Here is a 14357-nt window from a genome sequence, read left to right as displayed (position 1 = left end):
GCAAGCGTGCAAACTCGGTGCGGCGCGCCGCTGACCGCCTAAAGGCGGAACTCTGAACACCGTCGCGCCACGGTCCACGTTTCAATCAATGGTCTAAACTCGAAGATGGGATCGAAGGAGGGAAAATGAATTGCAGTCGCTTTGTTCAAAGGCATGGGAGACGACTCCTCATGGTGCTGTGCATGGTGCTGTGCGCCCTGGTTATTTTTAGCAATCAAAGTTCAGCGCAAACAGCGACCACGCTGCGTGTCACCGTCGTTGATCCCAGCGGCGCGGCCATTCCCCAAGCCAAAGTGCAAGTCGTCACGGCTCCGGCGGGCGCGAAAAAGAGCGCGCAAAAAACCAATGCACGCGGCGAATTGACGTTCAACCAACTTGTCGCGGGCAGCTATCAGTTGCAAGTTAGCGCGCCCGGTTTCACACCGCGCACACTCAATGACATAAAGCTGCAACCCGGCAGCAACCAATTGGAGGTGCGGCTGGAAATCGCCGAAGTGCAGGAAGTGCTCAACGTCGAACAGGACAAACGCGAAGCCAACACCGATGCGCGTGGCAACGCCTTTTCGACAGTATTGACGGCAGAGCAAATCGCGCAACTGCCAGACGATCCTGATGAGTTTGAGCAAGCCATTCGCGATATGGCTGGCCCCGGCGCGACCTTTCGCGTCAACGGCTTCCGCGGCGGCCATCTGCCGCCCAAATCACAGATTCGGGAAATCCGCTTCCGCATGAATCCCTACGCCGCTGAAAACCACGACGCCGCGCTGATTGGCGTAGACATTTACACCAAGCCCGGCCTGGATAGTTGGCACGGCAGTCTCAACGCTGGCTTTCGCGATGAAGCGTTGAACGCGCGCAATGCCTTCGTGCCCTTTCGCGCGCCAGAACAAAACCGGCGCTTCGGGTTTGAAATCGGCGGCCCGCTCTGGCGCAAACACACTTCGGCGTTTCTGTCCGCCGATGGCGTGAACGCATACGATTCCGTCGCCCTGCTCGCCGCCTTACCCGGAAGCACGTTGCCAACAAATATACTGATGGATGCGGTGCGCCGACCGTTGCGCACGTTGAATCTGGCGGCGCGCGTTGAACACATGCTGACCAAAACGCACGCGGCGCGTGGCGAATACCAGCGCAATGCCAAACGGCAAAGCAATCTCGGCGTGGGGGGCTTTGATCTGTACGAACGCGCCTATTCGTCAGACTCGACCGAGCACATCTTGCGCCTGGCCGATTCCGGCTCCTTCGGAAAAAAGCTGTTCAACGAATTCCGCTTTCAATCGCGGTGGCAAACGGTCGCGCTCGATTCGCTGTCAAACGCGACCACCATTCAGGTGCTCAACGCCTTTACGCGCGGCGGCGCACAGCTCAGCAGCGACCGCCGCGTGCACGATTTCGACCTCGCCGACAATCTGGATGCCGCCTTCAAAAAACATGCACTGCGCCTTGGCGTAGAAGCCGAGACCGGCAATTACCGCAGCGACGAAGCCCGCAATCTGAACGGCACGTTTGTCTTTTCCAGCCTCGCCGCGTTTAACGCCGGTAAACCCACGCAGTATTCGCAACGCAGCGGCGCGGGCCAGCTTGATTTCAATCAGCATCAACTCGGCTGGTTTGTGCAAGACGATTGGCGCGTGAGCAAAGGCTTCAGCTTGAATTTCGGCGTGCGTCACGAATGGCAAAACAATCTGGCTGACGGCAACAACTTTGCGCCGCGTTTCGGCTTCGCATATTCGCCGTTCCGCAACGGCAAGACGACGCTGCGCGGCGGCGCGGGCATCTTTTACGACTGGTTCGGCGCGGATACCTTTGAACAAGCCTTGCGCGTCAACGGACTGCAACAGCGCGATCTGATTGTGCAACAGCCTTGTTATCCAAATCCGTTTGCTTGCGGCCAGCCCGTGCAATTGCCGCCTAGCCGTGTGCAAACCGAGGCGGGCTTGCAGATGCCCTATTCGCAGGTGGCCTCGTTCGGCATCGAACGCGAGTTGGCGAAGAACATGCGCTTGACGACACAATACCGCTATCAACGCGGCGTGCACTTGCTGCGCGGGCGCAACATCAACGCGCCGCTGCCGGGCGCGGGCCGCCACGATCCAACCGCGGGCAACATCACGCAAATCGAAAGCAGCGCCAATTCGTTCAACCACGCGCTGATCGTCAATTTGAACTGGATGAAGATGGGCAAGTTCATGCTCGCCGCCAACTACGTGTTGTCGAAGAGCACCAACGAGAGCGACAGCCCGCTCAGCCTGCCCGTGAACAGCTTCGATCTGCGCGGCGAACGCGGCCCCTCGTTGATGGATGCGCGCCACCGCCTCTTCGTGTTGTCGAATTACACGCTGCCGCGCGGCTTGCGGCTGGGCACGATTTTGCAAGCCAGTTCGGCGACGCCTTACAACGTGACGACGGGCTTCGACAACAACGGCGACAGCATCATCAATGACCGTCCGTTGGGCCTGACGCGCAACAGCGCGCGCGGCGCGCGGCGCGTTGATTTGAGCACGCGGCTGAGTTGGGGTTTCGGTTTCGGCAAAGCGCGCGAAGACCTGGCCGGACATGGCCCACAGGTGCGCGTGTTGCGCGGCGACGGCGATGCGGGCGGCATGCTCGGCTCAATGTCCGGGATGCCCGGCGCACAGCAAAAGCGCTATCGCACGGAGTTTTTCATCCAAGCGACCAACGTGCTCAATCACGCCAATCTGGCGGGATTTTCGGGCGTACAGACTTCGCCGTTCTTTGGCCGGGCGACGATGGCGTTGCCGGGGCGGCGGTTGGAGACGGGGCTGCGGTTCAGCTTTTGAACTTGGGGCGCGGTCACGGATGTGCTGTTGAATGTGTGGCGCAAGCCATTGACTGGATATTTGCCGTGTCGTACAACCCAAGCATGCCTGGCTTCAAGAAAATGCGTTCTGTGAATCGCTACACTGCCTCAACAGTGGTCAGCCTTGCGCTGCTTATCACCCTTCCCCTACTTAGCTGGCCAGACAGTTCAGCTATTGGCCAAGGCAAAAAGACGCCAAAAAAAGTTTGGGTGAGAGTCGGTACCGGAGACTGTTCGGGCCATGACGTTGGCAATACGAATGGCCTCACACCGGATGATAAGTACGCTAAAGCAGGTTACGCGGCAATCTGCTGGGATGGCAGAATCTACGACCACAGAGATGAACGCGGCAGAGTGTTCTGCACATACAAAAATATAACCCCTGAAAAGTGTACTGGGGGAAGAAGCACTGGGATTATCTATAAGGCTGTAGCTAGGTAACTGCCATCTTTCGCTCATCAGCGGGTTATCGCTCACGGCCTTATGCGTGCCAAGACCCCGTTGTCCGTAGCTGCGCGCCACACCTTTACAGGGTAGTCATTGCCTCCCGCAGCTATATTCTTGCCGTCCGGCGAAAAGGCTATTGAATGGATGGGGCTCGTATGCCCTTTGAGAGTGAGCAATTCCTGGCCGGTCTCGGCATCCCATATTTTGATCGTATGATCCTGGCATCCTGACGCCAATCTCTTCCCATCAGGGGAGAAGGCAACTGACATGACAGCATCTGAATGTCCTTTGAGCGTGAACATGTCATGGCCGGTCGCGGCATCCCACAGCTTGATGGTGCGATCCCAGCTTCCTGACGCTACTCTCTTTCCATCAAGGGAGAAGGCAAGTGACCGAACAACGCCCGAATGGCCTTTGAGGGTGAGCAGTTCCTGGCCGGTCGCAGCATCCCACAGCTTGACAGCACCATCCCCGCTTCCTGACGCTATGCTGTTTCCATCAGGTGAGAAGGCGACTGCATGGACAGAGTACGAATGCCCTTTGAAAGTGAGCAACTCCTGACCGGTCGCGGCATTCCAGAGCTTGGCGGTTCGATCGTAACTCCCAGTCGCCAGTCGCTGCCCATCCGGTGAAAAGGCGACTGACATGACAAAGTCTGAATGTCCTTTGAGGGTGAGCAACTCCTGACCGGTCGCGGCATTCCAGAGCTTGACAGTACGATCAGCGCTTCCGGTAGCCAGACGCTTCCCATCCGGTGAGAAGGCGACTGAAGAGATAGCGTCCGAATGTCCTTTGAGGGTGAGCAGTGCTTGGCCGGTCGCAGCATCCCACAGCTTGACAGTACGATCCATGCTTCCTGACGCTACATTCTTTCCATCCGGTGAGAAGGCCACTGAAGAGACAGAGTCCGAATGCCCTTTGAGAGTGAGCAACTCCTGACCGGTCGCGGCATTCCAGAGCTTGGCGGTTCGATCATAACTCCCGGTTGCCAGGCGCTGCCCATCCGGTGAGAAGGCGATTAAACAGGCAGCGTCCGAATGCCCTTTGAGCGTGAGCAGTTCTGCACCAGTCGCGGCATCCCACAATTTAGCGGTTCGATCATAACTTCCGGTTGCCAGGCGCTGCCCATCCGGTGAGAAGGCGACCGCAGAGACATTGATCGAATGTCCTTTGAGCGTGAGCAGTTCCTGCCCCGTTGCGGCGTCCCACAGCTTGGCGGTTTGATCAGCACTGCCGGTCGCCAGCCGCTTGCCATCCGGTGAAAAGGCGACCGCATAGACAAGGCTCGCATGCCCTTTGAGCGTGAGCAGCCGCTGACCCGTCGCGGCATCCCAGAGCTTGGCGGTTTGATCGCTGTTGCCAGTCGCCAGGTGCTTGCCATCCGGTGAGAAGGCGACCGCATAGACAAGGCTCGCAGGCCCGCTGAGCGCGAGCAACTCCTGACCTGTCGCGCTATCCCACAGCACGGTACGAGCTTCACTGCCAGTCGCCAGCCGCGTCCCATCCGGCGAGAAAGCGACTGATATGATTTGCCCCGCAGGCTCTTTGAGCGTGAGCAGTTCTTGACCCGTCGCGGTATCCCACAGCTTGACGGTGCGATCACTGCTGCCAGTCGCCAGGCGTTTCCCGTCGGGTGAGAAAGCGACTGACAGCACACGATCTGAATGTCCTTTGAAGGTCAGCAATTCCTGTCCCGTCGCGACATCCCAGAGCTTAGCGGTGCGATCACCGCTGCCCGTCGCCAGCCGCTTTCCATCAGGTGAGAAGGCGACTGAAAAGACAATGTCATTATGGTGCAAGGTGAACAACTGCCGGTGTGAGAGCCGCCACAAGTAATGCCACTCGAAGCCGCGTAGGTCTTCCTCGCCTGCCAGCGGCCGGTGCGCCTCTAACAGCTCTTCGACATGTCCTACGTCAGGAATCTCCCAGGCCTGTTGCGCCAGGTTCATATGCGCCGCATACAACGACCGGCGATTGGCCCGCCCCAGTTCAACGGCGCGATTTCGTTGCTGGAGGGCGAACCAAACTAAGACAGCCATCGCCGCGACGATCACCGCAGCCACCGCCGTCGCGCGCCACAAGCCGCGCCGGAAGGCCGCGCGCTGCCGCCGCACTTCCGCATCCGGCATATTCGTCTTGACCCACTCCCGATCAAAGACCCGCGCATAGATCCGATTGCGTTCGCGCAAACGCCCTGCTTCAACCCGCGCAATGCCGGACAGCCGCAGCACGCTCTGCACCGGGTTCACCTCGTCGTCGCGCACGCGCTGGCCGCGCTGCACTTGTTCGTAGAGGTGCAACAGGCTCGGCAGATCAACTTCGCTGTGCAGCAGGCGTTCGCGCACGAAGAGCAGATTGTCGTCGCGTTCCTGCGCGCGCGGCGTAAAGAACAACTCTGCGCACAAACGATCTACCGCTTGCCAGTGATTCACAAACCAACGTAGGGGCAGACCTGCGTGTCTGCCCCGGTCGGGTCGGACGCCACCGGGGCAGACACGCAGGTCTGCCCCTACGCTGTCGTGATCTTGTGATTGCGGATTGTGCTCGACGACAGCCTGGCAGAGGCGTTGCGTCAGATATGGATGTCCGTTTGTCCAATGGTGGATTCGTTTGAGCAAGGCCATGCTGGTCTTGTCTTCGTATCGCAAGCCTTGCGCCAATGACAGCGCCTCAGCTTCGGTGAAATCGTGCAGTTCGATGCGCTGGCCGATGTTGAAGGGCGTCGTGCGCGTGTCGCGGATCAAATCCGACGGCGTCGCCACACCGAGCAAACAGAAGCTCAGGCGCGCCAACTCCGGGTCTTCCGTGCGCCGGTTGTAGCATTCGCGCAGCGCGGCAAAAAATTCATCGGTCGAAAAGGGCAGGCTCAGCACGGCGTCAATCTCGTCCACGAAGATCACCACCGGGCCGGGATAATGCGGCAAGAGCACGTCGCGCAACGCGCGCAGCCAGCGTTGGATGGGGCTGAGTTCACGTTGCGCGCGCCAGTAATCCAGCAGTTCGTCTTCGAGTTCCAGTTGCTGGCCGATGTAACTGAGCAGGCCGCGATACCATTGCTCGGCGCTCACGTTCTGCCCGATGGCGGTCAGGTCTAGGATGGCGACGCCCACTTCGGCTTCGCGCAGACGGAAGGCCGTCTGCACCATCAAGCTCGATTTACCCATCTGGCGCGCCGTCAGCACGTAACAAAACCGGCCCTGGCGCAAGGCGGTGAAGAGTTCGGCATCGGCTTGCCGTTCGACATAACAGCGGGCGTCGCGCCGCAGTGTGCCGCCGGTGACATAAAAATCGGTGGCTAGTTCGAGCATGGCAGGTGTTCCTCCAGATAGCTCGCGTACAACCCGCAGCGCAATTGCGCCGCGCGCGCCGTCTCGCCCACCACCACGCCCGCACTGCGCAGGCGATAGAAACTCTCCGCTGTCGGACACGGCTGGCCTTGCATCATGCCGCGCACGATCTCGCACAACGCCGCGTCCTGTGACAACGCAAACAGCAAGCGCCGCAAGTGGTCGCCAAACGGGCCGGCATCCTGCGCGGCGCGCGCTTCTAAATTCGATAGGCCGCTGCCTGTCGTCACCAGTTCAGACAGACCGCGCCGCGCCAGATAAGGATGCCCGCCGACCAGCGCGAAATAACGCGCGACCTCCGCATCGTCAGCCAACGGCGCGCCGTAACGGCGATTGAGGTCGGCGATTTGTTCCAGCGTGAAGTCTTCGAGCGTCAGGCGCGTGCCGACGTTGAAGGGCGATTGGTGAATGTCGGTGATGAACAAATGCGCCTCGGTCGCATAGGCCAGCGCCAGCGTCAGCCGCAGCCACGGCCCCGCCGGTTCGAGCGAACGCGCGTTGTGCCACGAACGGAAGAGGCCGAAGACTTCGTTGCCGAACGCGCAAGCGAAGAGCCGGTCAACTTCATCCATGCCCCAGACCAGGTGGGCTTCGCTCTCGCCCAGCGCCGCGCGGCGCAGATAGCGCGTGAAATTCATGCTCGGCCCCAACTCGGCGTCCCACACTTCGGCGGGCGTCTGCGCGAGTTCCAGTTGTTCAGCCAGGGTTTTGGCCAGCGCCAACAGAAAGCTTTCCGCCGAGGCCAGTTGCGCGGCGTTGAACAATTGAAAATCGGTGAGCGCGACCCGCGCGCCCGCTTCACGCGCGCGTTGCAGGCTGCGCGCCAGCAGCGAAGTCTTGCCCACTTGCCGCGCGCCTTTGACCAGCACGATGCTGTCGCGCCGCGCGACGGCGGCTTGAAACTCCGCGTCCGTCCGCCGCTCCACATAAAAACGCGAAGTGAGCGGCATTGCGCCGCCGACCGGTTCCAATTCCTCGTGCGCGCTAACGCAACCCACTTCCGCGCCCAGTACCACGCGCACCTCGGCGACGAAGCTGTAGCCGCGTCCCGGCACGGTCACGATGTAGCGATGCTCGTCGGGCGTTTCGCCGAGCGCGCGGCGCAAGGCGAAGACGTGCACGCTGAGGTTGCCCTCTTCGACGATGCTGTCCGGCCACAAGCGCCGCATCAATTCCTCTTTGCTCAGCACCTGCTCGCGCCGCTCGACCAGCGCCAGCAACAATTCGAAGTCTTTGGATTTGAGCGGCACCACCGCGCCCGCGCAGAGCAACAGCCGCTTGCCGACATCCAGGCAGAAAGTGTCGAACAGATAAAGTTGTGGAGTTCCTTGGCCCATCACTGTGACCGGAAAGAAACAAGAAGAATTAAGCGGGCTGCAAAGGATTTTTAAGCACCCCGCTGTTTATCGTGCGTGTTGTGCTGAGCGGAGCGAGCAATTCAAACCGTGCGGCGCAAACGCCCTGTGTGCTCGGTTCGTGGCCACTGTCTGTTGTCATCGAGAGGCGCGGATTCTACGCCCGGCCGTGCGCGCAGGGCAATAGGGCAAGGTGCAAGGTCGAAACAAACAGCCGTCTCGGCGATTGCTCAAGGGGCGAACTGCTCAGTCGCCACTCTCCACAACCGCGATGCGGCGCAACGACAAACAATCCAAATGACCGAGCCACGTGCTCAGCCATTAACCCAAACTTGGCTCATCCACGCGCAGCGAGGATGAGCTTCACTCAAAAGGAGAAATGTTATGCTCAAAAGTAATCAGCAGTATTGGCGCAGCATCATCGCAGCCCTCGCATTTGTCCTGGGACTGTTGGGTTCGACCCCGTCTGCCCAAGCGCAAAGCAATCCCAATCCGGGAGTGATCCCGGTCAATGGGGAGTATCGGAAGCTGGCCGCGCAGTGGTGGCAATGGGCCGAGTCCTTCCCCGTCAGTCAGAACCCGCTGTTTGACGAGACCGGCGCGTTGGCCTGCCTGGGTGAGCAAGAAGAGGGCAATCTCTTCTTTCTGGGCGGTGTCTTCAACGCCTCAGGCACGGCCACCCGGAATATCACGCTGCCGGCCGGAACGCGGCTTTTCTTCCCCACCGTGAACGTGTTGTGGGACAACGTCGGCGTTGACCCGCCGCTGAACCCTCAAGGGCTGTTTGCGCAAGCCGACCTTTTCGTGGCGGCGATTAACGCGTTGCACGCCAGCCTTGACGGCCAGCCCGTGCAGAACCCGTTCGGCTACCGCGCCAAATCCAATGGCCCGTTCTGCTACAAGCTCCCGGCGACCGACAACATTTACCAGTTCTTCGGCGCCGGCGCCTTGCTGCCGCCCTTTGCCTGCCACAATGGATTTTGCATCTGCCCGGCTGTCGCGGACGGTTACTGGCTGCTGCTGAGACCGCTGCCGGTCGGCCAGCACACGCTCAATTTTGGAGGCACGATCGGCCCGCCCGTCAACTTCAGCTTGAACATCACCTACAACATCACGGTCGTGCCGCGCGACCACTATCGAAGCTGCCGAAGAGAGGACGACGACGACCGGTAAGAAGCCTTGCGGCGCGCGGCCGCACAGCACCAGCACAGGTCATCTTTGGCTGACACATCGTTTCAGCCGCAATAGAAAAGGTGTCTGTCTCTCCGCGAGCCTTATCAAAAGCAAAAGGAGAAACATTATGTTCAGAAGCAAGAGGCAATCTTGGCGCAGTCTCTGCACAGCCTTTGGGCTTGTCCTGGGGCTGCTGCCAGCTACAACAGCGCAGGCGCAATTCGGCGGCAACTCCGTCGTCATCCCGCCAAACGTGGGTGGGAATCATTCTTTCGGCCCGACCAGACCATACGGCAAAACTTATGGCGAGTGGAGCGCGGAGCAATGGAAATGGGCCTACTCGCTGCCCGCGAACCAGCACCCGCTGACCGACACGGCGGATTGCAGCGCCGGGCAATCAGGGCCGGTCTGGTTCCTGGGCGGAACCTTCGCTGCGACTGGCGGCACGGGACCGAATGTCGTGATCGGCACGGCCAATCGCAGTTGCACCATTCCCGCCGGCAAAGCGCTCTTCTTTCCGCTGCTGGATGCGGAGTGCGCGACGCTGGAAGGCAATGGCGCAACGGAAACGGAACTGCGCGCCTGTGCCAAATCGCTGGTGGATCGCGTGACAGAGTTGCAGGCGAGCGTGGACGGCGTGAGCCTGTACAACCTGCAAAACTATCGCGTGCAATCGCCGCTCTTCAGCTACGGGCCGCTGCCGCCCAACAACCTGTTGCTGGCGGGCGGACTGGCCGACGCCGTCCCTGGCGCGACCAGCCCAGCCATCTCGGACGGTTATTTTCTGATGCTCGCACCGCTCCCCGTCCGAACGCACACGCTGCACTTTGCCGGCAAGGCCGTTTTTACGCAGGCCCAGGACGGCTTCGATCTCACCTTCATTCTGGACATCAACTATCAACTGACCATCACGCCCTAGCCGGTAAGGAGCAAGGACGCGCTGAGATTGATTGAAAACGCCCTGCCGCCGGCTTCAGCAGCCGGCGCGCAGCGGCGACCACCACGACCTCAAACAACCTTTCGGAGGAAACCATCATGCGTAGCCCCGTTGTTGCTCGCTCGCTCATCGCTCTCGCGGCAATCGCTTTGCTGACCACGTTGTTCGCGCTGACTTGGGAGCGCCACGCCCCGCGCGTCGCCGCGCAAAGCACTTGCGTGCAGCCACCTTCAGGCATGGTTAGCTGGTGGCCGGGCGATAGCACCGCCAACGACGTTCAGGGTAGTAACAACGGCGCGCTGCAAAATGGCGCAACGTTTGCGGCGGGCGAGGTGGGACAAGGATTCTTCTTTGATGGCGTAGACGATTTTGTCCGGGTTCCGCATAACACCAACCTTGATCCGGGCACCGGCTCCTTCACGATTGATGCGTGGATCAAGACCACGAAAACGACCGGGTCGCAGATTATCGTCAGCAAGTACGAGTGCGGGCAGGCATGTCCACCAGGAGTCGCCAACTCCATCTATTTCGTGACGATCAAAGATGGCAAGCTTGAAACGACTATTCGCGACACCGATGCGAGCGCGCCAGGCATTCAGGTGCTGGCTGGAGCAACGTTTCTCGCGGACGGCAATTTCCACCACGTGGTCATGCTCAGAGACATTGCAGCCAGCCAACTCCGTTTGTACGTTGATGGTGTGCTGGACGCCAGCGCGGCTTTGAATGCCGCGGCTGACGGCGCGATCAAGGATGACGATGGCGAGCCTGATCCATTCCTGATCGGCGCGCGCTTCGTAGGCGGCGCAACCACCAAAACAGAATTTTTCTCCGGCATTATTGACGAGGTGGAGTTCTTCAACCGCGCCCTCGCTACTTCGGAAATTCAATCCATCGTCAGCGCGGGCAGCGCGGGCAAGTGCAAAACCATCATGGTAGCAGTTGACCCCAAAGCCACCTATCTTCGTACCACGTGCGACAACCCGGCGCTGCCAACCATTGTGGATTTAGCGGCGCTGGGCTTTGCTCCGGGCGACCGCTTGAAGTTGAGCTACAGTGTCGCGCCGCCGGGCTTCAGCTTTGTTTGCGGCCAAACGCCCGTGGGAGCTGAACAAACTACAGTGCTAGGCGTCTTCAGCAACTCCAACACGCTGTTGCCGCTCAGCGTCCAGCCGCGCATCCCTGGCGCGATTGAGGCGGGAGATGATGTGGGGACAGGACCGAACTTTTTTTGCAACGAGGCAAATGATATCCCACAGGACTTTCGCCTCTTCCCGCCGGGCGGGTTGATCATTCAGCTCCCCGCTGGTGCAACTCACCTCTTCTTAGGCGTTGGTGACAGCTATTGGGCTGACAATTGCGGGAGTATAAAAGTCACCGTCGAGCGAGCGCCAAACAGGCCACCAGTGGCGACCTGCCAGAATGTGACCGTCTCTGCGGGCGCGACCTGCACCGCCGCCGCTTCGATTGACAACGGCTCTTCCGATCCCGATGGCGATGCGTTCACGCTCACGCAAGCGCCAGCGGGGCCATATCCGCTCGGCAACACTTCCGTGACGCTGACCGTGACCGACAGCAAAGGCGCAGCCAGCCAATGCACCGCCATCGTCACCGTGGTTGACACCACGCCGCCGCAAATTACCTCACCCGCGAATGCCGTTTATCAGTGCCTCAGCCAAGTCCCGCCCGGCAGCCCGTCACAGGCCACGGCCACGGATAATTGCAGCACACCGACCATCACCGTGGCCGATGCCAGCAACGGCGGCGCAGGCTCGACGGCCAGCCCGCTCGTCATCACGCGCGTCTTTGTGGCAAAGGATGCGGCGAACAATAGCAACAGCGCGACCCAGACCATCACGGTGATTGACGACACGCCGCCCACGATCAGCGCGCCGCTCGCCGTGAATATCGCGACAGGGCCAGGCGCAACGACTTGCGGCGCAATCGTCAGCGAGGCCATGCTGGGCACAGCGACCGCGAATGATAACTGCGGCAGCGCGACCATCACGCGCAGCGGCGTGCCATCCGGCAACTTCTTCCCGGTCGGCGCGACTACGCTCACTTACACAGCGAATGATGGACACGGCAACACGGCCATGGCCACGCAGACCGTCACCGTCGTTGACAACACGCCACCCACGATCAGCGCGCCGCCAACCGTGAACGCCGCGACTGGCGCGGGCGCGACCGCGTGCAGCGTCGTCATCAGCGATGCCACGCTCGGCGCGGCGACGGCCAATGACAACTGCACTGTCACCGTCACGCGCAGCGGCGTGCCCGCTGGGAATCTCTTCCCGGTCGGCACGACGACGCTCACGTACACAGCGAATGACGGGAACGGCAACATGGCGACGGCCACGCAGACCGTGACGGTGATTGACAACACGCCGCCGCTGCTCAATTGCCCGGCGAACATCATCAAGCCAACTGATCCCGGCCAGTGCTCGGCGGTCGTCAATTTCACGGTGACGGCGACGGACAATTGCCCCGGCGTAACAGTCGTCAGCAGTCCGCCAGCAGGTTCAGTCTTCCCGCCGGGGATGACGACGGTGACGACTACCGCGACGGATGCGGCGGGCAACAGCGCCACCTGCTCTTTCACGGTCACGGTCAACGACACCGAGCAACCGCTGATCAGTTGCCCGGCAGGCACGACGGTCGCGGCCAATGCCAGTTGCCAGGCGGCAGTGCCGAATGTGTTGGGCAGCGTCACGGCAGCGGATAACTGCACGCCGCTTGGAGCCTTGACCAAGACGCAGAGTCCGGCGGCGGGCACACTGGCCGGTCTCGGCACGACGACGATTACCGTGACGGTCAGCGACGTAGCGGGCAACAGCAACACCTGCACGACGACGGTCACGGTGGTGGACAGCACCCCGCCTGTGATCACCGCTTGCGCCGCATCGCAAGCGGCCAACGCCAACGCCAACTGTCAAGCGGCGCTGCCCGATTTCACCGGCGCAGTCACGGCCACAGACAATTGCACGGCGAGCGGCGCGCTGACCATCACCCAGAGTCCGGCGGCGGGCACGCTGGTCGGTCTGGGCACGACGGCGGTGACGCTCACCGTGCGGGATGCGGCGGGCAACACCTCCACCTGTGCGACCAGCTTCACGGTGGCTGACCACACGAATCCGGTGCTCAGCAATTGCCCCTCGCCCATCACGGTTTACACGGGCGCGGGGGCGACAGCGTGCGCGGCGACGGCAAGCTGGACGCCGCCAACCGCCGCGGATAGCTGCGGCAGCCCAACGCTGACTTCCTCGCACAATCCCGGCGCGACCTTCCCCGTTGGCACGACGACCGTGACTTACACGGCGCGGGATGTGGCAGGCAATCAGGCAAGCTGTTCCTTCACGGTGACGGTCATAGACAACACGCCGCCGGTGATTGCCTGCCCGGCCAACGTCGCGATGTTCTGCGGCGCGACGGTCAATCCCGGTGTGGCGACGGCGACGGATAATTGCGCGGGCGTGACGGTGGCCGGCGTCCGCAGCGACGGGCAACCGCTCAACGCGCCCTACCCGCTCGGCACGACTACGATCACCTGGCGCGCCACCGATGCGGCGGGTAATCAAGCCGCTTGCCAACAGACCGTGATGGTCACCAATCCGCCCCCGGTGGCAACGATCACCGGCCCCGCGACCGGCTCGGTCTACGCCGCCGGCACGCTGGTCAACTTCACCGGCAGTTTCACCGACAACGCGGGCGGCACGCACACGGCCACCTGGGCATTCGACAACCTGACGTCAGCGGGCACGGTGAACGAAACGACCGGCGCCATCACCGGCAGCTTCACCTTTACGGCAGCGGGCGTTTACAAAGTGACGTTGACTGTGACGGACAACTGCGGCGGCGCGCACACGACCGATGTCATTGGGCCTGACGGCTTGACCGAGTTGGTGGTGATCTACGATGCGAGCGCCGGCTGGGTGACGGGCGGCGGCTGGATCAATTCGCCTGCTGGCGCTTACGTGCCGATTCCGTCGTTGACCGGCAAGGCCAACTTCGGCTTCGTCTCGAAGTATCAGAACGGGAACAGCGTGCCGACGGGCAACACCGACTTCCAGTTCAAGGCGGGCAATCTCAACTTCCACAGCACGAGCTATGAATGGATGGTCATCGCCGGCGCGCGCGCGCAATACAAAGGCGCGGGCACGATCAACGGCGCGGGCGATTACCGCTTCATGCTGACGGCCATTGACGGCGACCAGCCGGGCGGCGGCGGCGCGGACAAGTTCCGCATTCGCATCTGGAACAACACGGGCGGCGGGCTGGTT

General features: G+C 61.3%; 6 protein-coding genes. 4 read left to right on the top strand and 2 right to left on the bottom strand.

Features of this window, described 5'->3' with window-relative positions:
* Positions 1-170 precede the first annotated feature (170 nt).
* A complete protein-coding gene (locus HY011_13415; protein MBI3423928.1) occupies positions 171-2801 on the top strand; it encodes a TonB-dependent receptor in 2631 nt (876 codons plus the stop codon).
* 493 nt (positions 2802-3294) lie between these two features.
* On the opposite strand, the gene HY011_13410 is transcribed toward HY011_13415, so the two are convergent.
* A complete protein-coding gene (locus HY011_13410) occupies positions 3295-6576 on the bottom strand; it encodes an AAA-like domain-containing protein (GenBank protein ID MBI3423927.1) in 3282 nt (1093 codons plus the stop codon).
* Entirely contained in the window at positions 6564-7952 is a 1389-nt protein-coding gene (locus HY011_13405; GenBank protein ID MBI3423926.1) for a helix-turn-helix transcriptional regulator, read from the bottom strand. The genes HY011_13410 and HY011_13405 overlap by 13 nt, the downstream gene beginning before the upstream one ends.
* 402 nt (positions 7953-8354) lie before the next feature.
* On the opposite strand from HY011_13405, the gene HY011_13400 reads away from it, so the two are divergent.
* The 3 genes from HY011_13400 to HY011_13390 form a co-directional block, all read left to right on the top strand.
* On the top strand, positions 8355-9143 hold the full coding sequence (locus HY011_13400; protein MBI3423925.1) for a hypothetical protein: 789 nt from the start codon (positions 8355-8357) through the stop codon (positions 9141-9143).
* 127 nt (positions 9144-9270) lie between these two features.
* On the top strand, positions 9271-10062 hold the full coding sequence (locus HY011_13395; protein ID MBI3423924.1) for a hypothetical protein: 792 nt from the start codon (positions 9271-9273) through the stop codon (positions 10060-10062).
* Between the two features lie 116 nt (positions 10063-10178).
* The coding region (locus HY011_13390; protein ID MBI3423923.1) for an HYR domain-containing protein at positions 10179-14357 on the top strand (4179 nt) is incomplete at its 3' end.

Source organism: Acidobacteriota bacterium (assembly GCA_016196035.1).
GTDB lineage: Bacteria > Acidobacteriota > Blastocatellia > RBC074 > RBC074 > JACPYM01.
Note: the sequence above shows the minus strand (reverse complement) of the source record. Positions and strands in the feature narration are given on the sequence as shown.